Origin of the sequence: Bradyrhizobium sp. C-145, assembly GCF_023375135.1 — a bacterium.
GTDB classification, from domain to species: Bacteria; Pseudomonadota; Alphaproteobacteria; order Rhizobiales; family Xanthobacteraceae; genus Bradyrhizobium; species Bradyrhizobium zhanjiangense.
In genome coordinates, this window is record NZ_CP088150.1 from 4,653,845 (window position 1) to 4,678,849 (window position 25,005).

Genomic DNA, 25,005 nt, shown 5'->3' on the forward strand with positions numbered 1-25,005 from the left:
GCTACCGCTGCCTGGCGCGCTCGAACCGCTGTTTCTGCTCGTCGGTGGCGTGCAGGTAGAAGTCCCGCACGGCGCGCGGGCTCATCCGCAGCGCCGGGTTGAGCGTCGTCTTGATGTAGTAGCGCTGAAGCGGCTGCGGGATGTCGAGCTCAGTCATGCGGCCGATTGCGCCGTCGATGTCGCCACGCTTGATCTGCTTGCGAATGTCCGGTAGCGCCTGGTCGACAGCGAACTGATGCTGCGACTTGGCATAGTACATTTCGCCGACGGCCGGGCCGCCGGGCGCGCCCTTGGAGAACGTGACGCCGGCGAGCGGGCCGAATGCCTGAAAAGCGTTCACCTTGCTGTCGCCCTCACCCTTCACAAGATCGGAGAATGCTGTGATCTGGCCCTCGGGGAGCTGGGAGCCGACGAGATGCTTCACGATCGCCCAGACATTGCCGGCATACTTGGCTGGCGCGTCAGCGGTTGGGTCGTAAATCTTCCGGCCAAATCCGGCATCGTTGAAAATAAGCTGACCTATCGGCCGCGCGATGGTGCCCTGCTTCTTGCGCAGCATGTCGATCGGGCTGCCGAAGTAACCGGAGAACTCCTCGCCGATCTTGCCGACCGGGTTGCGGGCATAGATCGCGGTGCCATCCTTGGCGTAGCCGACCAGGATGCGATCCTTCCGGCCGGGCTCGTTGTCCTCGGTCGCGCTCAGCCGCTCGGCGACACCGAACGGGTTGAGCAGTCGCAAGGGGTGAACCTGGGCATCGTTGAGCACGTCGCGGAAGCGCCGAAGGTACTCATGCGCCTCCTGCCCGAGATCGTTCTGGCCCAGCATCACGTTGAACGCGCTCTGCAAAATCGAGTTGCCGACATACATCAGCGCGACGTCGAGACCGACCACCATCATGGCCTTGCGACGAGCGATGACCTTGGCCGATTGCGCTGCCTCCTGCGCTACAACATCGGCGCCCTCGATCGCACCAGCCCGGATCCCGGCGTCGCGCTCGATCTGCGCCAGCACGTCCTTCGGCAGGCCGGTGAGCATGTCCTTCATCACGCCGAGGTTGCCCAGCGTGAACGACCGCGAGAACAGCATGAAGTTCGCGACCTTGATGGCTGCCTCGCTCATGGCTTCCTTCGGCAGCGCGCCGGCGTAGCGGTTCGCGAAGTGCGCGGCGATGCGAGCGGCCGTCTGCTGGTCCATGCCCTTGGCCATCAGGTCAGACCGAAAATTGACATAGAGCCCGGCCTGAAGGTCGGCGATCCGGTCCCAGAGCAGCGTGTTGTGCCAGAAGTCACCGGCCTTATCGATCGCCCGCTTCACCGCGGTGCCGGCCGCCTCGTCGAACCAGCCGGGCACCATCGCCAGCGCCTTCGCCGTGAACGACCGGCCCGGCGTCAGGTCCGGCGTCTCCATGACTGAGGTGATGTCCTGATTGAAGAAGCGCTTGCCGATGGGCACGAGGCCGGCGTCGATCGCCTCGTGCATCACAGCCGGGTTCTGCTTGGCGCGGAAGCCATCGAAATATGTCTTCAGCGTCATCATCCGGACCGGCATCGCTGGCATGGCGCGGCCGAACTCGACGAGGTTATGGATCATGGGCGAGTTCATGATCAGGCTCATGGTCTTGCCCTTCAGCGACATCATGCCGCTGTAGGCCGCGCCTGACTTGCCCCACATAGCGGCACGCAGGGGCCCCTCGAAATCGCCGCGGACGTAGATCGGGACCTGCTCGAACACCGGATTGCCGGCGGCATCCTTGACCGCCTCGACCTTGCCGTCGACCTCCTGGAATTTCGGGCGCCACTGCTTGAAGGAGGGATGGTCGATAGTGAACCAGCCCTCGGCCGGTTTGAAGCCCTCCGCGACCACATCCTCACCGGTGCGCTTGCCGACGTCCTTGATGTTCTCGATCAAGGTCCGGCCCGCGATGGCATCCTCGAGCTGGGCGGTCGCCAGCGCCACGGTCCGGATGTCGCGCGCGACCGTGATCTTTTCGACCGCTGCGTCAATCTCTGCCTTGTCCTTGAGCTTCATCACCATTTGCATGCCGACCTTCTCGCGGATGGCCTTTTCGGTCTCCTCGACCTCCATGTGCTTGCGGTGCTTCAGGAAGGGAGTCCGGGACCGGAGGTCGTAGCCGATCGCGGTCAGGGACAGCATGCCGTCGCCGCCGGCGCCATCGAGTCCCTTGGGGATGTTCACGACGACGCGCGGCGCGTGCATCGCAATACCCTCGCCCTCGACCATGCCGAGGTCGCGCGCGCGAAGCCAGGCAATCTGCTGACGGGTGTCGAGCTCGACCACGGCTGCCCGTTCCTCCGGGGTCAGCGTGGCCAAGCCTTGATGCTGGCGTGCACTCTCGGGCTCGCCCAGCCGAAGGGACAAGCTCTCTTCGTCCATCGCGTTCCACATGCGCGCACGCTGCTCGGGCGTAAACCGTGTCTGGATATCCGTATCAATACGGGACCAGTCCCAGGCATTGCGCCGCATCGCATTCATGTAGTCCTTGACGGTCGCCATGCTCTCGACCGAGCCGCGCGCCATCGGGGCCAGTTTCATCTGGATATCCCGACCGACGTCGAACAGAGTCTCCACGGCCTTGTGGGCGGCCGCTGAGAGGCTTCCAGGCGGCTGGGCTGGCTGCACGTCCAATGGGATGTCACCGGGCTCAGTGACCGCCGCAGACAGGCTGCCGGGCTTGCCGCCGGTCTCCTCCAGGATGGCCTCGGTCTCTGGCTCCAGCTTGATGACCTCGCGCGGCGCGGTGATCTCGTGCCTCACGAAGGCGTCGGTGGCCGCGTCGTGCACGGCCTCCGCTGGGTGGATGCCGTCCTCCGCCCACATCCGGCGCAGGTTTTGCTCCACGATAAGCGGCTGAAGCCTGGCGGAAATAGCCTGATCGGCTTGGAAGTTGCGCGGCCGATTGCCGTTGATGTCGTCGATGCCGCCAAGCGCCGCCGCCTCATCCCTGCGTCAAATCGACGTAATGCACTTTGTTTGGACCGCCCCGGTAGTTCCGAGCGTAAGCCTCTTGGGGCGTCAGCCAAGCCTCATATTCGGCAGGGTTCGCGAACTCGGAAGCTCCATGATAAAAGCGGATCATCCCCTCCTTCGGGGGTTCGGTCAGAAGCTTCGTGGCGGCCGCGAAATCCTGCGGCGTCGGCAGCCCCCCGACCGGCCGGTCCATCGGTCCGATCGATTCCACGCTCGGCCGCGAGAACCGACCCATGCCGCCCTCGATCATGGCCCAATTGCCGAGGTTGATGACCTCGCGCTTCGCGCGCGCGGCCTCGCCGGACGAACCGCCGAACTCGGTGACGAGCTGCTCCATCGCCCCGCCAGTGCCGTGGATGGCCCCAGAGACTGCCCTGGTGATGCCCTGCCAGAGCTGGGCAGCCGGCATCAGGATAGCCTCGTTCGCCATCTGCAGCGGGCCCGGTCGGCCCGTCGCCGGGTCGTGGAAGACGCCCTTCTCGATCAGGTAGTTCAGGGTGTCGTCCTCAAAGCCCGTCGGGGTGCCGGGCCCCATGCCCTCGGCGGCGCCCTTACCCGCCGCTTGGACCACGCGGCTGAACGCCTCGCCGGCGCGCACGCGGGCCATGAAAGCCTCCGGCAGCGCCTCGCCGACGTCGGGCGCGGGCCGCTCAGCGGCCGGCACAGGCTCCCAGCCGTCATCCGCCGGCACCGCGGTCTCGATCTTCTCCCAGTCGTCATCCTGATCAGCCATTGTCGCTCCTGAAATGACGGTCACGGATTGAAGAACACGATACCGTTTGCCGGCGTCACGTCGGCTGACCTATCCGATCCGCCAGACTGCCCGTTCGTCACAAGTTTGGTGCAGCCGTTCTTCTGCGCGGATTCCAGCGAGAGATTTCCTGCCGTATTCGTGCTCACCAGCGTGACGAGTTGGGTGCACCCGGAGCCTCCAGTCCAGTGCTTGATCGTGACGGATGCAGTTGCTGACATGTTCACACTAAACCCGTTGGGGATTTGCTCTGTGTGGCCTCCGTCGAAGTCATAGAGCCCACCACTTCCCACCAATTCCACGGTATTGACAGTGTTGTTCGTTCCGCTCGATGGCGCCCCGAAGATCGCGCTGCGCACGCGAACCACCGTCGTGCCGTAGCTGAAACGAGCTCCGGCGTTCGAGCCTTCGAAGTTGCAGCTTATGTGCTTGATGTCGACCGTTGATGCACCACCATACCCGGTTTGAAAGTTCAGGCAGCTGCGCTGTCCTGCGTACATATAAACGTTGTCGAGCGCGATGCCGTCTTGGGTGCTGTTGGTAAAGACGAGAGCAATAGTGTTGTTGGCCGCGATGCCACGCTTGAAGAACACCGTAAGGTCCCGCAGACCAGAGCGAAAAGACGCGAGGTGCGAATTCGGATCGCCAAGCGTGATGACGTGCGTCCCCGGATCGAAGCTGTTGCACGCGCGCAACGTCGTGCCGCCCACAGCACCTTCTAGTATCACGCCAAACGGAACGATCAGAGACGCGGCGGGGGAAGAGCACAGATTGGTGACGCCGGCCGGCACTATGACACGCGCACCCTGGAAGCCTCCGGCGTCGGGATTGGTGGGGCCGCGCCGTGCCGCGTAGAACAGCGCATTCTGGACCGTGGTGAAGTCGTTTGTCCCGGATCCGGCCCCATCACCATCGCTCTTCACGCCGAATGCTGCTGCATTCACGATTCCGATGGTATCGGGCACATATTGCCAATGGTTGCCGGCAGTATCGGTGAAGCTCGCTGTCGGCGTGGTGACGGCAGTAATGGTGTATGTGAAACCACTGCCAGTGCCACCGATCACGCTATTGCTTGCTGTCAGCACATCGCCGACGGCATATCCGTTGCCGGGCTGAGTCGCGCAATTGACTGCACTGACCGCCCCGCTCGAGACCGTTATCTGACAGACCGCTCCAAGGCCAGAGCCACCATTGAGCGAAACGCCATAGTAAGTGCCGTTGGTGTAGCTTGACCCGCCGACAATCGTGCCGCTCTGAATGAAGCTGTCGAGGAACGGCGCCGTTCCGACCTTCTTGAACAGTGCGCCGCCACCATCACCGCCATCCGCATAGCCGAGCGTGCGGACGACCGCATAGGCCGAAAGATCGAGCGCCGCGGCCGACGTGCGCGAAGGCGCGATGAACGTCGACCCGGAAACTGCACCGGCACAGGTCGGACAACTGATATTTCCAGTGGCCGCGTTCAAAACGAGCGGAGATGTCACATTGGTGGCAACTGTGCCGGACGTGTTCGGCCATTTGATCGTCGGCGTGCCCGCAACGGCCTGCGCACTGACCGTCGCTTGGCCGCTGGTAGTTCCTTGATAAATCACCGTCGTGGTGTTGAGCGTCGGGATCGTCGGCGAGCTCGCCAGCATCGTGGCAATCAGCGTCGAGAATGGGATCGCCTGCGCGGGCCCAGTCCCTGACTGCGTTCGGCCAATGACGGTGCCTGATGCGACCGTTGGGAATTGCTGAGCTATCGCCGGGATCGGTGCGAAGATCAGCGCAAGCGAGAGGACGGCGTAAAGGTGCTTTCTCATGGCGCGCACCGCTCAGCCGAGCAGATAGTCAGCAGAACGTCGATGCGTCCCTTGCACTTGAGCGTGAGTGCCTGGCCGCCACCGATGGCCGGCTCGACAACGACCGTGCATCGGCTTGCAGGAATGTCACGCCAGGGGATTTGATAGGCGCTCTGTGCGCGTGCAGGGAAACAAGCGACGACGAAAGCGGCTGTAGCCGCAGCGCGGCGCACCAGACGGAAAGGCATGGACCGACCTCAAAGATCAGCTCAAATCGGTGAGCCGCCGGAGGTCGTTTGCGCCGATGTCCAAGGCGTGGCCCGTTTCGGAAGGCCAGATCCGCGACGCGCTTGCGGTGCGCGCTACCTACTCGACAGGAAGCGACTCGGACTTGAGCAGATTGCAAAACTGCCCGTCATCGAGACCAGCGAGACCGCGTAACGTGACGCACACCTTGCGCCAGCGCGCATTCTGCTCCCTCAGATCTCGTGCTGTTGCGCGAACGAGTTTGATTTCGCGCTTCAGTCCGATGATGGCCGTCTCTCTATCGCTCATTCCTCGCCTTGCGAATTGTGGCCGGGGATCTCCCCGCGTCCCGGCCGCCGCGGATGAAAGGGCTCCGCAGCCCCCCTGGAGCTCTCACAAGCTCATGCGCCACCGGTACCGAGGTCGCGCAGTGCCTGGTAGAACTGGGCGCTCTGCTGCCCGTTGGCGATCGCGCTGTCGCGGAGTGCGCGATAGAAAGCGATCTCGGCCGTGCGTACTGCTGCCGCAACGACGGCGCTTCCACCGCCCGCTGCGATCGCAGCGGCAACGGCCTGCTGCCTAGTACCCTCTGCCGCCACACAAGCGGCCGCGTGGGTGCGATTGGGGTGGTCGATGATCATCGTCGTCCGTACCTTTCAAATGCGGCACTGTAGGCTCGCTGCAAACTGGGATTGAGGGCGGCGAAGACATCGAACTTCTCCGCGTAGACATCGAGGGCGCTGGGCCGTCCCTTGTAACCAAGCTTGCCGGCTTCCTTGGATAGTTCGAGCCCGTTATCGTCCATCGGCTCGACCATCGCGATGACCTCCGGGGTCAACCACTGATCGACCATCCTCTCGAGGTAGGTCAAAAACTGCAGCCGCATCGCGGGCGGCATATCGGCGGCCGTCAGCGCGCGCTTCGCGAGGCTTGCGCAGACCAGAGTGTATCTGTGTCCGTAAGACACTAGCCGGCCCCCTCATGCTCGATGATCTTCGGCGCCGCCAACGATGGCATGAACTTGGCCGTCAATTCCTCGATGCGCTTCAGCACGACAGCGGCATCCGCAGCCGAGACCTTCACCTCACCTTCCACCTTCAGCACGGCGGTCGATTGCACCGGCGTGACGCGATCCATGATGATGCCGAGCGCGCGGCCGTGATCCTTGTGCTTTGGATCGTCGAGCAATCTCCGCAGAGCACGAACTGCCGGCGGGCCGAGCGTCGTCAAATAGGTTGCAGACACCTCCGAGATCGCAGCCTGGACTTTCGGATCGGTGGAGAGCTGATGGCCGATCTGCGACAGCGACTGACGCGAGCTCGTCGGCGTGCCGTAGCCGGCGGCCTTTGCGGCGAACGTGCGAGAGCCGTGCGATTTGGGCGCCAGGAAAAGCGCATGTACGAAGCGCTTCTGCCGCTCGTTAAGCGCGGCCATCGCGGGCCCCTCGGTGCTGATCGCCTCAATCTCCGCCATCTATTCCGTATCCAGACATGACTTCTCAGCGGCAAAAGCGACGTTGAACGCCCTCACCCGCTCTGTTCCGTATCTTCGTGGCCTTGTCCTTGGCGGGGGCCGGTGTTGGGGTCTTGCCCTTGCGGGGACCCGTCAGTCCAAAGCGGTCTTGCCCTTGCGGGGACCGTACGCCTTACGCAACTGCACCCGGCACGCTCATCGCGCCGAAGTCGACCGCGAGCGCCTGGCCGGCGGGGCTATAGCCAGCCTCCTTAGCGGCCTGCATTCGCTTGCGACGAACTTCCTCGATCTCATCGCGCGCCTGATCCTGGAGCGCGCTGCCCCCGTACCCCGAACCGAGTGCGGCGCTGCCGGCTGGCGACATCTGGCCAAGGACCGAGATCATGCGGCCGCCACCTTGATGCTGCTGGAAATGATCACGTTCAGCAGCGTCATCTGCCGCTTGGCCTCGCCGTCACCAGCGGTGTAGCGAGCGACAAACGCCTGATCGTTCATGAGCCGCGCCTTGGTTTCCATCGCCGCAGCGTGCTCCTGCGGCGTGACGGAATCGCCCGCCAAGACCTGGCGGATCACCCCCGTGTCGCTGACACCCCTTTCGCGCAGCATCTCGGCAGTGCCGATCATCGTCATCCGCTTCGAGGTCTGGATCGGCGCATCATCCAGAACGCCGGCAATGGCGCGGTCAACATCGGGATTGCCTCCCCGATCGATCACGGCGCGCAAATCGCGCATTTCCTTCGCGTGTCGCACGGAGCCACCGAGATATTCGTTCAGCCAGGCCGGATCACCGCGCAACTCGTTCAGCCTGGCGGCTGCACCGGACGCGTCCGGTGGGATCACCGGATCGACCGGAACAGGCTTCGATACTGCCACGGCCGCCGCCGCCTGCGCGGCCATGTCGTTTGCGTGGAGCATCTCGCCGAGCGTCGCCGAGCCGGAACCGTCGTTAGCACTCATGCCGCCTCTCCCTGCCGCTGCTTCGGCTCAATCGCCGCCGCGAGCACATGACGCACGAACGAGGAAACGCTGCGCTCCTGCCGCTCGGCAGCCGCCTCGACGCGCTCCGCGAAATCCTCGTCGACGCGCGCGCCGATCAATCGCTTGTCGGTCTTGGCCATGATGGCTCCTCGGTGTTGCTGCCGAACAGATTGCCTTGACTGCATTCTGCTGCAATGCCCTGATGGAGGGGCACAGGACGAACCAGCCGCCGGCGCCGCGGTACCAGCCGCTTCCGAACCTTTGCCGTGCGGGTACGATCCTCGACGAACTCCACCCGCGCAATGCCCAGCGCAAGGGCCTGTAGGAGCAGCGGGAGCGATCGATTGCCAAACCGGCGGATCCGGGAAGGCGCCATCAATTTCGCGACGTACGACTCTGGCAAGCCCGCGTAGGCCTCAACCGCGCCATATGTGGTCCCGAACTCAGCAATCCGATCGCGGATCAGGGCCCGGAGCTCGGCCTCGCTCTCGACGACAACCGGCTGCATCACGAATGCCCCCCGGTCTTGCTGCAAATTGCTGCAATAGATTTGGGGAAAGGCCGCCGCGAAAGTGGGATGACAGCTCGAAATATCCAGCAGGGTCTCGTTTTTCCCCCATGGGGTGGGTGCCCGGGTCTTTTTGCCGGGAAAGCCTGGCATTTCGGCGAGTTCGGCCGTTTCGCCGCGGGCGCGCATCCTTCCACTGTTAGACGCACTTCGTTGCGCGCGTATTTAAATCCCTTCCGGCGCGCCGATGATGCTGCAACACATGCCACTAGGCCAGCGATCGCAGCCAGATCAACGGCTTGGCAATGCTTCCCGGTGACATGGCGAGCGACGGGAAGCACCTGGGATTGATTTTCATGATAGCAACTGGCTCGGCCCAAGCAGCCGATGCATCGCTGGGCGCAGCGCCTGGCTGCAATCGACCGATCAGAGGCCGAGAATTCGCCGATCAATGCGGCAAAGCCAGCATCGAGGTCATCCCGCCCCCCTCGCACGTGGGCCTGAGCGTGTCCGATCGATCTCGACTGGCCAGCGGTGCGCCTCCAAGCGTCGCCGGAGGCAGAGCGCCGGTGGCGCATAGCGGGTGGTTTGGGATGCGCGCGAGGCCGGGTTCTGCGCCATTGGCGCGCCATGCCAGCAAGGGGCAATGGAGCGCGCTTTTGCTCCATGCCCTGCCCTAGGGAAATTTCAATAACGGAGCAGACAACAGCGCTCCATTGATGCGCCATTGATTTGGAGCCAATAGCGCAGGTCATGACGGGCGCTTTCCATGGCAGACGCGGAGGCCCTTGAGCGGCTTGCGGGTGACTGGATCGTCGTAGTCCTCCCGGATCAGCACGCCGTTCTTGACCCACGTCTTCACGATGTCGCGGCACTGCGGCTCGGTGCGGCCGGCGCAATGGCGCTGGATGACCTGCCAAGCGGCGCGATCGGCGGCCTTGGATGCGTCGGAATAGCGCTGGCCGTTCGGCAGGCCGGCCTCGAGCTCGTCGAGCGCAGCGTTTAGCTGGGCGCTGCTGATGCCGTCCCAGGTCTTTGGCGGGCTCCACGGCACGACCGTCTGCACTTCGTCGCCCTGCGGATAATCCGGCGTACCGTTCTCGAGCCGGACGCCGATCAGCTTGAACCACGTGGCCTCGCCGGACGGTGGCGCGGTGTTCACCTTCGCACTGTCCAAGCGGATGTACAGCCGCTGTTCCTCGGCTGGGATGCCGAAAGTGTCGCGCTCGGCATCGGTCATCCTGGTGAGCGTGTACATCAGCCGGCCGGCGTCTCGGGCAGCGCTGGCGCCGCGGCCTGCATCGGCGTCACCGGCGACCTGGAGGCCCTTCTTGGTGTGGTGCGGGACGTCGACCGCGATATTGAACTCGATTGCGAGCTTGACCAGCAGGTCGCAGACGAAGTCCATGGCGCCGTTGTCGTTCTCCTCCAGCGCATGCAGCTTCACGAAGGGATCCAGTCCAAGCAGGTCGATCTGACGGTCTCGGATCACCTTGCGCAGCATAGCCTCCAGCGGCCCTCGCACGCGGGCTCCGTCCCTCATGTCGGCAAGCTTGATGCCCTTGGGCGTAGCGCAGAACAGCCAGCCCTTGAGGTCGGCGGGGGCGATCTCGTAATGGATGCGCGCCGCAGCGAGCCGGCGCTGTAGCTCGCTGTCGTCGTCCTCCAGGCTCAGCAGCAGCACTCGGCAGCGCTTGAACACGTGCTGGCCGGTGAGCGGCCGCCCGGTGGCGAGCGCCAGGTACTGGAGCGTGCGCAGGGCAGTCTTTCCGGTAGCGCCCGGCGCGAGCAGGCCGGACAGGAATTTGCGGCAGAACTGGTTACCGAGCAGCCATTCCCGCGGCGGCGGCATATCGACGAAGTCGCCAGCGTCCCACTCGTTGAGGCTTGCGATCGGCTGTTGCGTCCCGATGTCGTACACCGGTTCGCCGTCGGCACTCGCGGGATAGCGATCATGAGTGGGCCCATGTTCTCGCTCCCAGGCGCTATCGGCCTCCGCGCGGGCCTGCGCAGCTCTCCAGCTCGCTTCGGCCGCAGCAGGAGTCATGCCGCCATACATCGGATCGTGCAGCCATGGCTGTTCGGTATGGGCATCCATTAGCCAGCCCTCCGCACGCTCGCGAAGGCAGCTCCCATGGCAGCCTGAACTCGATCTTGCTCGAACTCGTCATGGGTCAAATCCCAGAGCCAGGCCAGGTTCTGCAGCTGGTCGACGGCGAGTTGTTTCGGTTTCCATCCCCGCTCAACGAACCAAGCTTCAAAACCGCACACCTCGAGGAAGTCCGAGAAATCGCCAAGCACCAAGCGTTCCGGATGTCGCACAGGCGCGTTCATTGCGCGTCCTCCGCGATCAGGCCGAGTTCCCGGGCCTTTGCCAAGGCTTTCGCAACGCCAGCGGCAAATTCAGGTAGCCGCGCGATTCCAACTGTGACGCCGCGCTGGGTGGGGACGCTTTGGCCTTGCTCGTTTGTGCCGAACATGCGGCAATCGAGGAATGTATGCCCCTCGTAATGCTTGATCGCAATGACGATCGTTTGCTTACGGTTGCGGGGTGACTTCCACAGCTTCGCGACCTCGACCGGAAGCAGGTCGAGAGGTGCATTGCTGATGGCGTTGGATTTCGTTACGGCCATTTCGTCGGGCCTTCTCGGCAAGATGGTTCGGCAGATTCTCGGACATGGCTAAGGGGGCCCGGTGCGGACACGCCGGGCCTCAACCGTTTCAGGCGGCGCTGCTGGTCATGCGCGACGCAAGCCAGCGGCGATTTTCGCCGATTGTTACGCCAATGCGCCGAGCAGAAATCCTCACAAACTGGGGGCCTTTGCCATCACGCAACAGACGCTGCCCAGTGCTACGGCTGAAGCTGTTTAGCTGGCACCACTCGTCAAAGGACAGCATCCGAATGTCAGACTGCGCGAGATCGTCGGTCACTGAAAAAGCTCCATGAACATCAAAGACGCCCATGGATTAATCAGGCGGCACACTGGCAACAACGCACTGCGCCAATTCCGAATTATTCCAACTTCTTTCGGCTCCACAAATAAAGAAACCGCTGTCCAGCAGCGGTTTCTACAATAGTGGCTAGAATGCTTGCCCGGATGCTTGGCGACACGGCCGAGGCGAAACCTCCCCACAGAGTTCCGGCGCGCTCGCCCGAAGTTTTGCTCGGAGCAAAAGTGCCAGATTGGCCTATATTTCAGCAGTTTCTTTCCGCTTGGTTGGCCTGACGAAGCGGCTTCACCGTCGCAACGAAATGACGTTATCGGCAGGCTCTACAATCGCCAACAGATGCGCCTCCCACTTTCGCAAAGCTTCTCCGATCTCCGCCTCATAGGTGTGATGGTCGTAAACCCCACCGATGCCTGACTTGTGGCCGGCGTGATTGAGAACCAGCTCGGCGATGTGCGGGAGCACGCCTAGTTTGCCAAGGCGGGTCCGAACCGTACGGCGGAGATCGTGCAGCCGCCAAGGCGCCAAGCTCTTGCCGGCCGCAGTGGTGATGGCGGCGTTAAGACGAAGGGTGTTGTAGCTCCAGGCATTGAACCCGCTGGGGCCGCCTCCAAACACGGTTTCTCGGCCATGCCGACGGGGGACTCCCCGCAGGATGTCGCAAGCAGTCTTCGGCAGCGGTAGGACGAATGTGCGCTTGTTCTTGATGCGCTCCTTGGGGAAAGCGATCTTCCCGGCGTCCAGGTCGAGCTCCGACCAGCGCAGCGCGCCGATCTCGTCACGTCGGCACGCGGTCAGGAGTAGAATTCGCACGATCCGGCCGAAGTCATCCTCCCCGCAATGCCGCCAGATCGACCGGATCTCGTCGTCGGTCAAGACACGATCACGCGGCTCTTTGCCCTCAATTGGGTTCTCCGTCCCGATCACGGGATTGGACTTCACCTTGGCCTGGCGCATGCTCCACACGAAGAAGGCGCTTAGGGTTCCACGTGCGCGGGCCGCCGAGGTCGGACCATGGTCACGGACGAGTTCGCGGAGCAGCCCCGCGACGTCCTCGAAAGTCACCTTCGTGACGCCCTTCTTGTGCAGAGGGCGGCAGTGGTCGAGCAGGTAGCGCTTGGCGGCGATGTGGGTATTGGGCCGCATCTTGGACACGCGGGTCTCGAGGTACTCCTCCGCCGCCTTCAGGAATGTGTTGGCCTCCGCCGCCTGCTCCGCTTCCAGGCGCTTTCGATCGGCAACCGGGTCGATATGGAGCTCGACCTGCGCAAACCGCTTTCGGGCGATCTCGCGGGCGTCCTTGAGCTCCAGTTTTCGAACGTCGCCGAGGCTCTCGCGCCGCTGCTTCCGGCCAATCCGGTACTGAACAACAAAAGAGCCTCGCCCTCCTCGGAGCCGGACACCGAAGGAAGGCAGCTCAGGATCCCAGTGAATGAAATCTGCCTTGCCGGCCGGCGCCACCAGTTTGCGAACCGAGGCATCGGTCCATCTATTCCCTCTATCCGAAATCATGGGAAGCAGTCCTAAGTTTTGGGAAGCAGGTGGGGCACGCCAACATGACCCATTGTGAACATCCGCGACGCCGACAGTCACGTGCTGATGCCGGCTAAGCCATTGTTATCTGTGGATGTTGACGCTTCCTGAATGCTCGTGACGCTTCACGCTATCTGATAGCCGGAGATCGACAGCACATGGCCGAGCCCCGAGATGAACATGGCGTCGTTGACGGGCGTGGTGATCGCATCGCGCCGTCCGGTGAGCAGCGCGGTCGCGATCGCACGGTTGTCGCCCTCGAGCGTCGCACGGATGCGCGCGTCGATCGCATCGCGCAGGCCCTGCATGAAGGCCGCGTAGCGCAGCCGCAGACCACCGGCATCCGGCGGCACCGAAGCGGTGATCGCGCCCATCACGAAGCCGGAGGCGCCGATGCCCTGGAAGAACATGTCGCGGGAGAAATCGTAGCTGCCCGGGCGCACGGGAGAGATCGGCGGCATCAGGCGCGCCTTCAGCTGCACGAAGCTGCCGACCTCCGGCGCCGTCCCCTTGCGTACCGACAGGCGCACGCGCTCCAGCCTGACGTCGCTGCGCTGCGCCTCCATCGCGGTAACGCGCAGCACGAAGCGATCGGTGCGCTCGCGGATGTCGCGGGTCTCGACGAAGCCCGACAGCGACACCGAATAGAGCGGCTTGGCCAGCACGGGATGGGCGATGCGCGCCGTCTTCCACGTCGCCATGGCAAAACCCGCCGCCACCGCCGCGATCATGATCGCGGGAGCGAACAGCCGGCTCCGCCGCAACAGGACGGCGCCGAGCATGAGCGCGGCCGCCGTCGCGGCAACAACCCACAGCACGGGCTCGTGATCGGCGGCGAAATAGAGCGCGATGCCGGCACCGAAGGCGACGGGCACCCAGGGCAACAGCCGCCCGGCGCCGGCCTCAGCGCGCGCCCATTCGCGCAGCGTCTCGACGGTCGCGGGCCACGCACCAAAGCCCGCCGGGGCAAAGCCGCCGGCCGATGTGGCGCGGCCAACCGGCCACGTTCCAGCGACTCCCTGGGAGCGTACTGGCTGCACCGGCTCCGCCATTCCCCTGCACCTTACGCTACGCGACGGGTGCAGAGGCTACCGGAACGTGCGGCTGCGCGAATAGCGGTACGGATCGGGAACGAACGCGGCGAGACCCTACTTTTCCCCTCCATCGTCACGGCGAGTGCTGCCTTGGCATCTCTTCCGGATTCCTCGCAACGTCTGAGACATCTTTGACCAGAAGTCGCGAAGTATTCGAGCCCTTGCGATCTCGTTCGCAAAGCGTCCTGCGACAGATCGATTGCGCCGAAAGTCTCATAAGTTGCCGGCCCGAGGTGGGATTACACTACGGTTCCCCGCCTTCCCGACGGACGGGCAAGGCAGTGGTGGCTCGCGGTTCTAAGGCCGCCGGAGCTCTTCTCAGGTGGCGCGAAAGTGCGCCTGAAGTCAGACGTTGCCGACGCAACTCTTTGAATTGGCGCCTGCGACGCCGCGCATCACGCTCTCCCCGCGAGAAGATCGATCGCTGAAACAAGCGAGGAGACGTCTTGAAACCATAGGAGTCGCACATGCAGGTACCGAGTGATTTTCGCCGCGTGATCATCGCTGCATCGGTGGGAAACATCATCGAATGGTATGATTTCTACATCTTTGGCAGCTTGGCCGCAGTTCTATCGGTCAAGTTCTTTGAGCAATCCCACCCGGTTGCCGCCCTCCTCAGCACGATCGCGCTCTTCACGGCAGGATTTCTCATCCGTCCGCTGGGTGCCTTCCTGTTCGGATGGATGGGTGACCGGGTCGGCCGCAAATACACCTTTCTCATTACGCTCAGCGGAATGGGACTCGGCACGGGAGCGATCGGGTTGATCCCGACCTACCAGTCGATTGGTCTGACGGCGGCGTTCGTTCTCTTCGGCCTGCGCATGATCCAAGGCCTGTGCCTGGGCGGCGAATATGGTGGCGCCATCACCTACGTCGCCGAACATGTGCCGGACGATCGACGCGGCTATTATACCGGCTGGCTGCAGACCTCGCCTACTCTCGGAATCGTGGTGTCGCTGGCCGTCATCATCCTCACGCGGACATATGCCGGCAACCAGGCCTTCGACGAATGGGCTTGGCGCGTTCCGTTCCTGCTGTCCTTCCTGCTGGTGGCGATTGCGATCTACATCCGGCTCCAGCTCCAGGAAACGCCGATCTTCCAGGAGATCAGGTCCCGCGGCCAGATGACGAGGAATCCTTGGAAGGAGGCTTTCCTCAGCTCTAACATCAAATACATCGGGATCGCAATTGTGGTCCTGATCGGACAGGGCGTGGTCTGGTACAGCGGTCAGTTCTGGGCGCTGTACTTCCTGCAGCAGGTCTCCAAGGTGGACCCGCTGACCTCCGCCTACATCGTGGGCGCCGCACTGCTCATTGCCACGCCGAGCCTGATCTTCTTTGGCTGGCTGTCGGATCTGATTGGCCGCAAGCCGGTGATCCTCGGCGGCATGCTGCTCGCCGCGATCACGTACTATCCGCTGTATCTGTGGCTGGGGACTGTCACGCACCCCGGAAACGTCAACTATCCGGTCGCGACCTTCATCATCTTCATCCTGGTTTGCTATGTCGGGATGGTATATGGGCCGGTCGGCGCGTTTCTGGCGGAATTCTTTCCCGCCAGGATCAGGTATACGTCAGTCTCGGTGCCGTACCACATCGGCAATGGCTGGGGTGGCGGATTGGTGCCGTTCATCACGTCGGCGGCATTCGCCGCGACCGGCAGCATCGGCTATGCGCTGATTTATCCGATCGTGGTCCCCGCGGTGTGCTTCGTGCTTGCCGTCTTCCTGATGCCGGAAACGCGCAAGATCAGCATCTGGGAGCCGATCGAGCCGAGAGCTGCATTGTGATGGGTTGATGATTCCGGTGCAGGACGCGGGGGCCCTGCACCAGAGAGTTCGTCTCGAGGCGCAGTGACGATCGTTCCCATCGGCACCGCGCCCGAGCGAGCCGATCTCGAACTCCCGGCCGCCAGCACATGGCGGTCAGCAGGCGCCCGACTAGCACCGCTTCTCAGCCGGCCAGGCGATGCCAACGATCGTGCCACCAGGTGCTGAAGTCGCGATCGGTCATCAGCTCCCAGACAGCGAGTAGGATCACCAGTGTGCCGGACAGCACGCTGCTCACCGTGGCCGATACCGGCTCATAGCCGATGGTCCAAGGTGCCAGTAGCAGAGCCAGGCCCAGCAGCATTTCTCCCCATTCTTCCAGATAGGACGGGATGAAAAGTGCCTCGATGGCAAACAGCATGACGCCGAGCCCGAGCGCGATGGAGACCCAGACAGGCGCCCCGGACAAGCCCAGGATAAAGGACGAAAGAACCAGCCACAGGCCAACCAGGAGGCTGGCAGCGTCTTGCCAATGTTGGATGCGCATAATGCTCACCTCCTCTCTCCCGGTTAGATGGTGGCGGAGCTGAGAAAATGCATCCCTCCGACCTGCGCCGTGTTGCCGCGACAGAAGCCGCATCCAATCCTCGCAGCCCATGCCCCGGAAAGGGCCCTTGCGAGGGCCTGCACCAGGATGCAGACTAGCCGCGCTTGACAGGTGTCGACGTCTATCGTCCCGGCCGCACCTCGCTCGCGTTGCGCCCGGGACAAGAAGGAGGTGACGCCATGCGAGAAATCGAAATCCACGACTATGCGCGGCAGTTGCTGGAAGCACATGGCCCCAAGGCCATTGCGGAAGCCGCCCAGAACGCCATCGATCTCGAGTCGAAGGGCGAACTCGAGCTCGCCAAGACCTGGCGGCATATCGAAGACGCCATGAAGCTGATGCGCGGGCCTCACCAAAGCTGAAGCAGCCGGCGTGCGTAGCCGCCTGACCGCAAATGCCGCCAAGCCGGATTGAGGCTGGAGGGGCGGCAACACAGAGTATGGACCACAATCCGTCGCAAGCCGTTCGGCTGCGGCTGAACGGCAACGCGACCCGCAAGACGCGCATCTCCACGATGCTGGGAGCGAGCCATGTTTCCAAAATGTGCGACGGCCGAAGATCTCGTGAAGGCGATCAAGGACGAGAAGGTCCAGATGATCGATCTGCGGTTCACTGACCTGCCGGGGGTATGGCAGCATTTTTCCGTCCCGCCGAGCGCAGTGCGCGTCGATGCGCTCGAGGAGGGCATCGGGTTCGACGGCTCATCGATCCGCGGCTTCCAGGAGATTCAGGAGAGCGACATGCTGGTCGTCGCCGATCCGACGACGGCCTTCGTCGACCCCTATAGTCCGGCAACGACGCTGGTCCTCATCTGCAACATCCGCGACCCCGTGACCGGCCAATCCTATAGCCGCGATCCACGCTACATCGCCCAGAAGGCTGAAACCTATCTCAAGGGCACTGGTCGCGCCGATACGAGTTACTTCGGCCCGGAAGCGGAGTTCTTCGTCTTCGACGACGTCCGCTACGGTCAAGGCATCAATTACGCCATGCACGAGATCGATTCCAGCGAAGGCAGCTGGAACACCGGCGCGGAGGAAGCGCCGAATCTGGGGCACAAGCCGCGCCCTAAGGAGGGATATTTTCCCGTTCCTCCGACCGACAGCATGCAGGCGCTACGCACCGAAATGGTGCTGACCATGGAGCAGCTGGGAATCCAGATCGAAGCTCATCACCACGAGGTCGCAACCGGCGGCCAGAACGAAATCGACATGCGCTTCACAACCCTGACCCGCATGGCCGACAATTTGATGATCTACAAATATGTGGTGAAGAATACCGCGCATGCGCACGGCAAGACAGCGACCTTCATGCCAAAACCGCTGTTCGAGGACAACGCTTCGGGCATGCATGTGCACCAGTCGCTGTGGAATGGCGAGACCAACCTGTTCTACGACCAGGGCGACTATGCCGAATTGAGCCAGCTCGGCCGCTACTACATCGGCGGCCTCCTGACCCACGCCTGGGCGTTGTGCGGGCTTTGCGCCCCGACGACCAACTCCTATCGGCGCCTGGTGCCGGGCTATGAGGCCCCCATCAACCTCGTCTACTCCCAACGCAATCGTTCGGCCTGCTGCCGAATTCCCATGTACTCGCCGAATCCACGCACAAAGCGCGTCGAGTTTCGTTCACCCGACCCCTCCTGCAATCCCTACCTGGCTTTTGCCGCAATGCTGATGGCGGGCCTCGACGGTATCGACAACCGGATCGATCCCGGCAGCCCCATCGACAAGAACCTTTACGACCTGCCACCGGCCGAAGCCAAGCAAGTGAAGTCGACACCGGGATCGCTGGATCAGGCGCTCGACGCACTCCAGCGCGACCACGCATTCCTGCTGCGCGGCGACGTCTTCACGGCCGACCTGATCGAGACCTGGCTCGACTACAAGCGAAAAAAGGAGGTCGATGCGATCCGGCTGCGACCGCATCCCTATGAATTCCACCTCTACTACGACATCTGACAGCGGTCCTCACTGCGGGATCGTCCGCGGCTGACCAAAATCACGTCGTGGCCCCTGTCGGCACCATCCGCGAAGGCGCTTGAAATGAGTTTCATGGCTCTCTCCTCGGGCTGAAATCCATCGGGCGCTGTTGCAGCAGAATAGTTTGCCATGCGACCACTTTTCCATCCGAGCCTGGTCAACGGTCGCTACGGCGACCCGACGGTCTATGTCGAAACGCTGTTCGAAAAGCGAAGTCTGCTGTTCGATGTCGGAGAGATTGCTTCACTAGCGCCGCGGAGGATACGGCGCGTCGACCAGGTCTTTGTCTCGCATGCACATATTGATCATTTCGTGGGCTTCGACCATCTGCTTCGCTTGCTCGTCGGGCATGAGAAATCGGTGCAGCTGTTCGGTCCGTCCGGCTTTGCCGAGCACGTCTTTCACAAGCTTCAGGCCTATTGCTGGAACCTGGTCGAAACCTATCCCTGCGATCTCGTATTCGATGTAACCGAACTCGGAACGGCGGATTCCATCTCGACCACGCGGTTCCACCTGAGGAAGGCGTTCGCAGCAGAGCCATCAGTCTCTCGCAAGACCTTTGGCGGCGTACTCTGCGATGAACCGACCCATCGCGTGTCCGCCGCGATCCTTGAACATGGCACGCCCTGCCTCGCCTTTGCGCTGCAGGAGGCAGCGCATGTCAACGTATGGAAGAACCGGCTGTTGGAGCGCGGACTGCCCGTCGGTCCCTGGTTGCTGTCGCTGAAGAAGGCCATCGTCGAGCATCGCGCCGACGATCATTTGATCCGCATCGATGAAACGGCAACGTCAGATCGCCTCGTTCCGCTCGCCAGCCTGCGCGATCTCGTGACGGTCACTGCGGGCCAGAAAATTGCCTATGTAACCGATGTTGCCGACACGCCGGCCAATCGCGCCGCCATCGTGGCGCTGATTCAGAATGCAGACATCCTCTTCATCGAGGCGGCGTTTGCGGGGGCCGACGCCGCACTGGCGAGTGAGCGGGCTCATCTTACAACCACGGCTGCCGGAGAAATCGCACGGGAAGCCAATGTGCGCCGCGTCGAGCCCTTCCACTTCTCTCCGCGCTATGCGGGAGAGCAGGAGCGGATGCTGGCCGAGGTGATGGCGGCGTTCGGGCATCTCGCACCTGACGCAAAGAGCTAAGCGGCAGGACCGGAGTGGAAAGTCATGTCCGAGGAACGACATCTGCCAGCGGTGTGTCGGAAACCGGTGCGGCTCTTCCTATGCGGAGATGTCATGTGCGGCCGCGGCATCGACCAGGTGCTGGCGCACCCCTGTAGCCCCGAGATTTACGAGGATTACATGCGATCGGCGTCTGGCTACGTGCAGCTCGCCGAGCAGGCGAACGGGCCTATTCCGCGGCGCAATGGATCGTCCTACGTCTGGGGCGCTGCACTGGACCAATTCGAGTCCATGCAGCCGGACGCGCGGATCATCAATCTCGAAACGGCTGTGACGGGCAGCAACGACCGCGCGAATAAGGGCATCAACTACCGCATGAGCCCCGAGAACGCAGACTGTCTCGCGGCCGCGGGGATCGACTGCTGTCTATTGGCCAACAACCATGTGCTCGATTGGGGTCGCGCCGGCCTAGTAGAGACGCTGACGACATTGCAGAAGCTCAACATCAAGGTGGCGGGCGCAGGCCGCAATGATCGGGAAGCGCGCGCACCCGCAGTGCTGAGCCTTGCCGACGCGCGGCTCATGGTCTTTGCGTTCGGATCGACATCGAGCGGAATCCCGTTCAAGTGGGTTGCAATGTCAGACACTCCGGGCGTCAACCTGCTGCCTGACCTCAGCGGGGCGAGCGCGTTCGAGGTCGCTGACCAGGTCATGGCGGCCAGAAGGCCGGGCGATCTCACGGTGGTGTCGATCCATTGGGGATCCAATTGGGGATATGACATTCCCGATGAGCAGAGGATTTTTGCCCGGGCCCTGGTCGACAAGGCAGGCGTGTCGATCGTTCACGGGCATTCTTCGCACCATCCGAGAGCGATCGAAATCTATCGAGACCGCCTTATACTCTATGGCTGCGGTGATTTTCTGAACGACTATGAGGGGATCCGTGGTTACGAGCGCTACCGCGACGACCTGGCGTTGATGTATTTCGTCGACCTGGATCCAACCAGCGGAAGCCTCCATGCGCTCAAACTGGTTCCCATGCAGATCAAGAACTTTCGTCTCTCCATTCCATCGCGGCGCGACATTGAATGGATCCGGCAAACCCTGGATAGGGAATGCCGGCCGTTCGGAACGAGGGTCATTTTTGAATCCGAACAGCAGCTTGCATGTGTCGCGCAGAGGGCAACGACCTGACTCTCGTAACAAGCACTCCCCGATAGAATTGGGCGGGACGGCGCGACCGGGACTGCGTCCCGGCCGGGCAGCTGACCTAATCTTCGACTCCCGCTAGCCGACGAAGGCTGTGGCTTTGCCAAACGCCGCCTTCGGATGTTTTATGCTCAATGTCCGCCGCGGAGGTTACGCGCGATGTTGACCCAGATTTATGAAATCTCGACCATCGAAGAGGCGTCCGCTGTTTCAGCCATTGGCATCGATCATGTCGGTGTGCTCGTCGGAGACGGCCGATTTCCGCGCGAGCTGCCGATCTCAGCAGCTTCCGAAATCGCCACGGCGATTGTACCGCCATCGAAGTTCTCAGCACTGTTTCTGACCTGCGATCTCTCCTTGATTGCCTCATGGGCGCGCGAACTCAACCCCGCGATCGTCCATTTGGGAGCCAGCGCCGAGTTGCTTTCGCCGCAAGACGTTGCTTCGCTCAAACGCATGTTGCCCGGGATGGTCGTGATGAGGAGCATACCGGTGTTCGGCGAGGAGAGCATCGCGATTGCCCGCAGCTACGTTGGCATTGCAGACTTTCTGCTTCTCGACAGCTATCGAGCCACGGACGAGCAGATCGGCGCGCTCGGCGTGACGCATGACTGGGGTATCAGCCGCCGGATCGTGGACCTCGCCCCCGTTCCTGTTGTCCTTGCCGGTGGTCTCGGACCGGACAACGTCGCAGAAGCGATCCGCACCGTCCGTCCAGCTGGTGTTGATTCCAAGACGAGAACGGATCAGGACGGATCGCATGCCAAGGACCTGGATCGAGTCCGCCGCTTCCACGAAGCGGCTCGGGCGGCGGCGCCGTCATAGTGTGGAGCAGCTGACATCATGACTGTTTTGTTCACGGATTTCGGATTGCACGGCCCCTAGACGGGCCAGATGAAGGCATGGCGCCTGGCATACCCGCTATTGACCTCTTCACCGATGCGCCCATCGGGAATCCCAGGGCCGTGCGGACCGCGATCTTGGCCTTTCGACCGGCGGCCCGGTTGAGATTCGTCCCTTAGATGGTTATGTCGATGGCTATGTCGCAACGTGGTCTGCAGTTATGCGCACGCCAAGAAAGCAGAGCTCAGGAACGGATTGGCCAAAGCCGAAGACGCGCCACGCCAGGCGGCCGGCGACTGGTAACAAGCGGCTGGCCGATCAGACTCGCAAGATTCTCGGCAAGCACTACGCGAGCAAATATCGGGTGCGGTAATCGCGATCGTTGCGCGGCCGGCTGTACGGCTTGCAATCACCTTCCGGCGGCCTAACATGTGGAACTCTGCCGATAGGAGCGTAGCCATGGAACTCACCGTGGTGCCCATCGTCAAACCGGACGCGGCCAACTTCATCTTTGGCCAGTCGCATTTCATCAAGACCGTGGAAGACCTCCACGAGGCGCTGGTGGGCGCGGTCCCGGGCATCCGCTTTGGGTTGGCCTTCTGCGAGGCTTCCGGCAAGCGGCTGGTGCGCTGGTCAGGTAATGACGAAGCCGCCCTCTCTCTCGCACGCGACAATGCATCGGCCATCGGCGCCGGCCACACTTTCCTGATCTTCCTGGGCGACGGGTTCTTTCCCGTCAACGTGCTGGCTGCCGTGCGCGCGGTGCCGGAGGTCTGCCGCATCTACTGCGCGACGGCCAACCCCACGCAGGTGATCGTCGCGCAAACGGAGCTTGGCCGCGGCGTGCTCGGCGTAGTGGATGGCGCCTCACCGCTGGGTATCGAGACCGACGCTGACATTGCGTGGCGGAAGGACCTCCTGAGAAAGATCGGCTACAAGCTGTAGCGGCCCGATGAAGCCGGATGCGATGAAGAACGCCCCCGGCGTTAGATCAGTGCAACCCTGGACGACACGTGGTGGCTCGCGATCTTCCAGTCGCCGCCTTCACACACGATTGCCCAGGTAAGTTTGACCGACAGCGGCGCGGCCTCCTCGCCGAGGTCGAACGAGGCGATCGCGGCCATGTTGATCACTTTGGGCGCGACCTGCGCCGCGGCCACCTCGGAAAAGCGGACGCTCGGCAAGCGCCAGCGCGGCAGGCCATTGAAATAGGCCGCGACTCCGTCCCTGCCACGATATAGCGTCGGGTTGGAGCCGAAGAAGAACGCATTCTTCGAATAGAGCGACGACAGCGCGGCCGCGTCGAGCGTCGCGAAGCCGGCGCACCATTTCGCGATGATGGCGGAAACGATGGCGTCGGCCTCATTGTTCATGTCGTATCTCAACCTTTCGCGACTTCCTTCGCAAACGTGTCGCGCAGGCCGATGGTGCGCGAAAACACCGGCTTGCCGGGCGTCGAGTCCTTGTCGCGCACGAAATAGCCCTGCCGCTCGAACTGCATCGGCTCCATCGAATTGCTTTCCGCAACCGATGCCTCGACACGGGCATCAGCCAGGATCTCCAGCGACTGCGGATTGAGATCGGCGGCGAAGTTCGAGGCATCCGGATTCGGATTGGAGAACAGCTGGTTGTAGATGCGGATCTCCGCTGGCTTGGATGCCGCTGCCGGCAGCCAGTGCATGGTCGCCTTGACCTTGCGGCCATCGGGCGCGTTGCCGCCCTTGGTCGCGGGATCGTAGGTGCAGCGCAGCTCCACCACCTCACCCGCCTCGTTCTTGATCACGCCGGTGCACTTGACGAAATAGGCATAGCGCAGCCGCACCTCGTTGCCCGGTGACAGGCGGAAGAATTTCTTCGGCGGATTCTCCATGAAGTCGTCGCGCTCGATATAGAGCTCGCGGCCGAAGTTGATCTTGCGCGTGCCGGCGCTGGGATCGTCGGGATGGTTGATCGCCTCGAGCTCCTCGACCTGCCCTTCCGGATAGTTCTCGATCACCACTTTCAGCGGCTTCAGCACCGCCATGCGGCGCTGAGCCGTGCGGTTCAGTTCCTCACGGATGCAGAACTCGAGCATGCCGACATCGACCACGCTGTTGGCCTTGGCGACGCCGATACGCTTGACGAATTCGCGCAGCGCGGCCGGCGGCACGCCGCGGCGGCGCATCCCCGCGATGGTCGGCATGCGCGGATCGTCCCAGCCCGCGACATGGCCCTCGCGAACAAGCTGGGTCAGCACACGCTTCGAGAGCAGCGTGTAAGTCAGATTCAGCCGCGCGAACTCGTACTGGTGCGGCTCTGACGGCACCGGCAGCTTCTCGATGAACCAGTCATAGAGCGGCCGATGGTCCTCGAACTCCAGCGTGCAGATCGAGTGCGTGATGCCCTCGATCGCGTCCGACTGGCCGTGGGCATAATCGTAGCTCGGATAGATGCTCCATTTGGTGCCGGTGCGCGGATGATGCGCATGCAGGATGCGATACAGCACGGGGTCGCGCAGGTTGATGTTGCCCGCGGCCATGTCGATCTTGGCCCGCAGCACGCGCGCCCCGTTCGGGAATTCGCCGGCCTTCATTCGGCGGAACAGGTCGAGATTTTCCTTCACCGAGCGGTCGCGGAACGGCGAGTTCCTGCCGGGCTCGGTCAGCGAGCCGCGCGAAGTGCGGATCTCCTCCTGGGTCTGGTCATCGACATAGGCGAGCCCGTCGCGGATCAGCTGCTCCGCCCATTCATAGAGGCGATCGAAATAGTCCGAGGCGAAGAACAGGTTCTTGCCCCAGTCGAAGCCGAGCCAGCGCACGTCGGCCTGGATGGAATCGATATATTCCTGCTCTTCCTTGATCGGGTTGGTGTCGTCGAAGCGCAGATGGCAGCGGCCCGGAAACTCCTGGGCGATGCCGAAGTTGAGTGCGATCGACTTGGCGTGGCCGATATGCAAATAGCCGTTCGGCTCCGGCGGGAACCGGGTCACGATCTCCTTGTATTTGCCCTGATCGAGATCGGCCTGGATGATGTCACGAATGAAATCGCGCCCAACCTCAGTCGCCACCGGTTCTGTCATTACGAAAATCCTGTAGGGAAATCAGCGGTCCTTCTGCCAAATTCGCTGGGCCGCGCCAAGCCTTAGCAGGTCCGCTCTCGGGCTTTAGTTATGCTCCGGTCCTGATATAT

25 protein-coding genes and 1 pseudogene are annotated in these 25,005 nt (G+C 62.7%); 7 read left to right on the forward strand and 19 right to left on the reverse strand.

The genetic code is table 11. The features are described from left to right. Position 1: 1 nt before the first annotated feature. The 16 genes and pseudogenes from LRP30_RS21710 to LRP30_RS21785 form a co-directional block, all read right to left on the reverse strand. Positions 2–2,860 carry a hypothetical protein gene (locus LRP30_RS21710; protein WP_249761623.1) on the reverse strand — a complete coding sequence of 953 codons (2,859 nt, stop codon included), beginning with the start codon at positions 2,858–2,860 and terminating at the stop codon, positions 2–4. Between the two features lie 97 nt (positions 2,861–2,957). After that, positions 2,958–3,722, reverse strand: a complete 765-nt coding sequence (locus LRP30_RS21715; RefSeq protein ID WP_249761624.1) for a hypothetical protein — start codon at positions 3,720–3,722, stop codon at positions 2,958–2,960. A gap of 20 nt (positions 3,723–3,742) precedes the next feature. Beyond that, entirely contained in the window at positions 3,743–5,542 is a 1,800-nt protein-coding gene (locus LRP30_RS21720) for a hypothetical protein (protein ID WP_249761625.1), read from the reverse strand. A 626-nt stretch (positions 5,543–6,168) separates the two neighbouring features. Beyond that, positions 6,169–6,408: a hypothetical protein gene (locus tag LRP30_RS21725; protein WP_249761626.1), complete on the reverse strand. Its 240-nt coding sequence runs from the start codon at positions 6,406–6,408 to the stop codon at positions 6,169–6,171. Further along, positions 6,405–6,665 (reverse strand): hypothetical protein, encoded by a 261-nt coding sequence (locus LRP30_RS21730; RefSeq protein ID WP_249761627.1) that lies wholly within the window; start codon positions 6,663–6,665, stop codon positions 6,405–6,407. Before LRP30_RS21730 ends, LRP30_RS21725 begins: the two co-directional genes overlap by 4 nt. A gap of 68 nt (positions 6,666–6,733) precedes the next feature. After that, on the reverse strand, positions 6,734–7,240 hold the full coding sequence (locus LRP30_RS21735; protein ID WP_249761628.1) for a hypothetical protein: 507 nt from the start codon (positions 7,238–7,240) through the stop codon (positions 6,734–6,736). Positions 7,241–7,412: 172 nt separating this feature from the next. Next, positions 7,413–7,625 carry a hypothetical protein gene (locus tag LRP30_RS21740; RefSeq protein ID WP_249761629.1) on the reverse strand — a complete coding sequence of 71 codons (213 nt, stop codon included), beginning with the start codon at positions 7,623–7,625 and terminating at the stop codon, positions 7,413–7,415. Beyond that, positions 7,622–8,137, reverse strand: coding sequence for a hypothetical protein (locus LRP30_RS21745; RefSeq protein ID WP_249761630.1), 516 nt, complete (start codon positions 8,135–8,137; stop codon positions 7,622–7,624). The genes LRP30_RS21740 and LRP30_RS21745 overlap by 4 nt, the downstream gene beginning before the upstream one ends. Positions 8,138–8,193: 56 nt before the next feature. Then, a complete protein-coding gene (locus tag LRP30_RS21750) occupies positions 8,194–8,358 on the reverse strand; it encodes a ribbon-helix-helix protein, CopG family (protein WP_249761631.1) in 165 nt (54 codons plus the stop codon). Further along, positions 8,334–8,915, reverse strand: coding sequence for a hypothetical protein (locus tag LRP30_RS21755; protein ID WP_249761632.1), 582 nt, complete (start codon positions 8,913–8,915; stop codon positions 8,334–8,336). Before LRP30_RS21755 ends, LRP30_RS21750 begins: the two co-directional genes overlap by 25 nt. A gap of 562 nt (positions 8,916–9,477) precedes the next feature. Further along, entirely contained in the window at positions 9,478–10,824 is a 1,347-nt protein-coding gene (locus tag LRP30_RS21760) for an AAA family ATPase (RefSeq protein ID WP_249761633.1), read from the reverse strand. After that, a complete protein-coding gene (locus LRP30_RS21765; RefSeq protein WP_249761634.1) occupies positions 10,824–11,060 on the reverse strand; it encodes a hypothetical protein in 237 nt (78 codons plus the stop codon). Before LRP30_RS21765 ends, LRP30_RS21760 begins: the two co-directional genes overlap by 1 nt. Next, entirely contained in the window at positions 11,057–11,359 is a 303-nt protein-coding gene (locus LRP30_RS21770; protein WP_249761635.1) for a hypothetical protein, read from the reverse strand. Before LRP30_RS21770 ends, LRP30_RS21765 begins: the two co-directional genes overlap by 4 nt. Before the next feature lie 88 nt (positions 11,360–11,447). Then, complete coding sequence (locus LRP30_RS21775) at positions 11,448–11,657, reverse strand: transcriptional regulator (protein WP_249761636.1); 210 nt, start codon at positions 11,655–11,657, stop codon at positions 11,448–11,450. A gap of 306 nt (positions 11,658–11,963) precedes the next feature. Beyond that, the gene (locus tag LRP30_RS21780) at positions 11,964–13,136 is read right to left on the reverse strand and encodes a tyrosine-type recombinase/integrase (RefSeq protein WP_249761637.1); all 1,173 of its coding nucleotides are present in this window, start codon (positions 13,134–13,136) and stop codon (positions 11,964–11,966) included. Between the two features lie 200 nt (positions 13,137–13,336). Beyond that, a pseudogene (locus LRP30_RS21785) lies at positions 13,337–14,260 on the reverse strand (ComEC/Rec2 family competence protein); the annotation flags it as partial. A gap of 509 nt (positions 14,261–14,769) precedes the next feature. On the opposite strand from LRP30_RS21785, the gene LRP30_RS21790 reads away from it, so the two are divergent. After that, entirely contained in the window at positions 14,770–16,092 is a 1,323-nt protein-coding gene (locus LRP30_RS21790) for an MFS transporter (RefSeq protein ID WP_128933509.1), read from the forward strand. Between the two features lie 163 nt (positions 16,093–16,255). On the opposite strand, the gene LRP30_RS21795 is transcribed toward LRP30_RS21790, so the two are convergent. After that, positions 16,256–16,618 (reverse strand): SPW repeat protein, encoded by a 363-nt coding sequence (locus tag LRP30_RS21795; protein WP_164935205.1) that lies wholly within the window; start codon positions 16,616–16,618, stop codon positions 16,256–16,258. A gap of 239 nt (positions 16,619–16,857) precedes the next feature. Between LRP30_RS21795 and LRP30_RS21800 the strand changes: the two genes are divergently transcribed. The 6 genes from LRP30_RS21800 to LRP30_RS21825 all read left to right on the forward strand — a co-directional run bounded on the left by LRP30_RS21800 (position 16,858) and on the right by LRP30_RS21825 (position 22,782). Next, complete coding sequence (locus LRP30_RS21800) at positions 16,858–17,040, forward strand: hypothetical protein (protein ID WP_164935201.1); 183 nt, start codon at positions 16,858–16,860, stop codon at positions 17,038–17,040. A 168-nt stretch (positions 17,041–17,208) separates the two neighbouring features. Beyond that, complete coding sequence (gene glnA / locus LRP30_RS21805; RefSeq protein ID WP_249761638.1) at positions 17,209–18,639, forward strand: type I glutamate--ammonia ligase; 1,431 nt, start codon at positions 17,209–17,211, stop codon at positions 18,637–18,639. Positions 18,640–18,789: 150 nt separating this feature from the next. Further along, complete coding sequence (locus LRP30_RS21810) at positions 18,790–19,806, forward strand: MBL fold metallo-hydrolase (RefSeq protein ID WP_249761639.1); 1,017 nt, start codon at positions 18,790–18,792, stop codon at positions 19,804–19,806. A 24-nt stretch (positions 19,807–19,830) separates the two neighbouring features. Further along, positions 19,831–20,979 carry a CapA family protein gene (locus LRP30_RS21815; protein ID WP_249761640.1) on the forward strand — a complete coding sequence of 383 codons (1,149 nt, stop codon included), beginning with the start codon at positions 19,831–19,833 and terminating at the stop codon, positions 20,977–20,979. 174 nt (positions 20,980–21,153) lie between these two features. Further along, positions 21,154–21,819 carry a phosphoribosylanthranilate isomerase gene (locus tag LRP30_RS21820; protein ID WP_249761641.1) on the forward strand — a complete coding sequence of 222 codons (666 nt, stop codon included), beginning with the start codon at positions 21,154–21,156 and terminating at the stop codon, positions 21,817–21,819. Between the two features lie 477 nt (positions 21,820–22,296). Then, positions 22,297–22,782, forward strand: coding sequence for an adenosine-specific kinase (locus LRP30_RS21825; protein WP_128933503.1), 486 nt, complete (start codon positions 22,297–22,299; stop codon positions 22,780–22,782). Positions 22,783–22,823: 41 nt separating this feature from the next. On the opposite strand, the gene LRP30_RS21830 is transcribed toward LRP30_RS21825, so the two are convergent. Continuing rightward, on the reverse strand, positions 22,824–23,210 hold the full coding sequence (locus LRP30_RS21830) for a nuclear transport factor 2 family protein (RefSeq protein WP_128945911.1): 387 nt from the start codon (positions 23,208–23,210) through the stop codon (positions 22,824–22,826). An 8-nt stretch (positions 23,211–23,218) separates the two neighbouring features. Next, positions 23,219–24,895 carry a glutamine--tRNA ligase/YqeY domain fusion protein gene (locus tag LRP30_RS21835; protein WP_249761642.1) on the reverse strand — a complete coding sequence of 559 codons (1,677 nt, stop codon included), beginning with the start codon at positions 24,893–24,895 and terminating at the stop codon, positions 23,219–23,221. Positions 24,896–25,005: the final 110 nt, after the last annotated feature.

What these genes read in the sequence shown, in the direction of transcription:
- LRP30_RS21825 (WP_128933503.1), top strand. Translation starts at nt 22,297, where the DNA reads ATGGAACTCACCGTGGTGCCCATCGTCAAACCGGACGCGGCCAACTTC.
- LRP30_RS21755 (WP_249761632.1), bottom strand. Translation starts at nt 8,915, where the DNA reads ATGCGCGCCCGCGGCGAAACGGCCGAACTCGCCGAAATGCCAGGCTTT.
- LRP30_RS21745 (WP_249761630.1), bottom strand. Translation starts at nt 8,137, where the DNA reads ATGGCCGCGCAGGCGGCGGCGGCCGTGGCAGTATCGAAGCCTGTTCCG.
- LRP30_RS21770 (WP_249761635.1), bottom strand. Translation starts at nt 11,359, where the DNA reads ATGGCCGTAACGAAATCCAACGCCATCAGCAATGCACCTCTCGACCTG.
- LRP30_RS21715 (WP_249761624.1), bottom strand. Translation starts at nt 3,722, where the DNA reads ATGGCTGATCAGGATGACGACTGGGAGAAGATCGAGACCGCGGTGCCG.
- LRP30_RS21735 (WP_249761628.1), bottom strand. Translation starts at nt 7,240, where the DNA reads ATGGCGGAGATTGAGGCGATCAGCACCGAGGGGCCCGCGATGGCCGCG.
- glnA (WP_249761638.1), top strand. Translation starts at nt 17,209, where the DNA reads ATGTTTCCAAAATGTGCGACGGCCGAAGATCTCGTGAAGGCGATCAAG.
- LRP30_RS21810 (WP_249761639.1), top strand. Translation starts at nt 18,790, where the DNA reads ATGCGACCACTTTTCCATCCGAGCCTGGTCAACGGTCGCTACGGCGAC.
- LRP30_RS21765 (WP_249761634.1), bottom strand. Translation starts at nt 11,060, where the DNA reads ATGAACGCGCCTGTGCGACATCCGGAACGCTTGGTGCTTGGCGATTTC.
- LRP30_RS21740 (WP_249761629.1), bottom strand. Translation starts at nt 7,625, where the DNA reads ATGATCTCGGTCCTTGGCCAGATGTCGCCAGCCGGCAGCGCCGCACTC.
- LRP30_RS21800 (WP_164935201.1), top strand. Translation starts at nt 16,858, where the DNA reads ATGCGAGAAATCGAAATCCACGACTATGCGCGGCAGTTGCTGGAAGCA.
- LRP30_RS21750 (WP_249761631.1), bottom strand. Translation starts at nt 8,358, where the DNA reads ATGGCCAAGACCGACAAGCGATTGATCGGCGCGCGCGTCGACGAGGAT.
- LRP30_RS21720 (WP_249761625.1), bottom strand. Translation starts at nt 5,542, where the DNA reads ATGAGAAAGCACCTTTACGCCGTCCTCTCGCTTGCGCTGATCTTCGCA.
- LRP30_RS21760 (WP_249761633.1), bottom strand. Translation starts at nt 10,824, where the DNA reads ATGGATGCCCATACCGAACAGCCATGGCTGCACGATCCGATGTATGGC.
- LRP30_RS21835 (WP_249761642.1), bottom strand. Translation starts at nt 24,895, where the DNA reads ATGACAGAACCGGTGGCGACTGAGGTTGGGCGCGATTTCATTCGTGAC.
- LRP30_RS21815 (WP_249761640.1), top strand. Translation starts at nt 19,831, where the DNA reads ATGTCCGAGGAACGACATCTGCCAGCGGTGTGTCGGAAACCGGTGCGG.
- LRP30_RS21725 (WP_249761626.1), bottom strand. Translation starts at nt 6,408, where the DNA reads ATGATCATCGACCACCCCAATCGCACCCACGCGGCCGCTTGTGTGGCG.
- LRP30_RS21790 (WP_128933509.1), top strand. Translation starts at nt 14,770, where the DNA reads ATGCAGGTACCGAGTGATTTTCGCCGCGTGATCATCGCTGCATCGGTG.
- LRP30_RS21795 (WP_164935205.1), bottom strand. Translation starts at nt 16,618, where the DNA reads ATGCGCATCCAACATTGGCAAGACGCTGCCAGCCTCCTGGTTGGCCTG.
- LRP30_RS21730 (WP_249761627.1), bottom strand. Translation starts at nt 6,665, where the DNA reads ATGCCGCCCGCGATGCGGCTGCAGTTTTTGACCTACCTCGAGAGGATG.
- LRP30_RS21830 (WP_128945911.1), bottom strand. Translation starts at nt 23,210, where the DNA reads ATGAACAATGAGGCCGACGCCATCGTTTCCGCCATCATCGCGAAATGG.
- LRP30_RS21820 (WP_249761641.1), top strand. Translation starts at nt 21,154, where the DNA reads ATGTTGACCCAGATTTATGAAATCTCGACCATCGAAGAGGCGTCCGCT.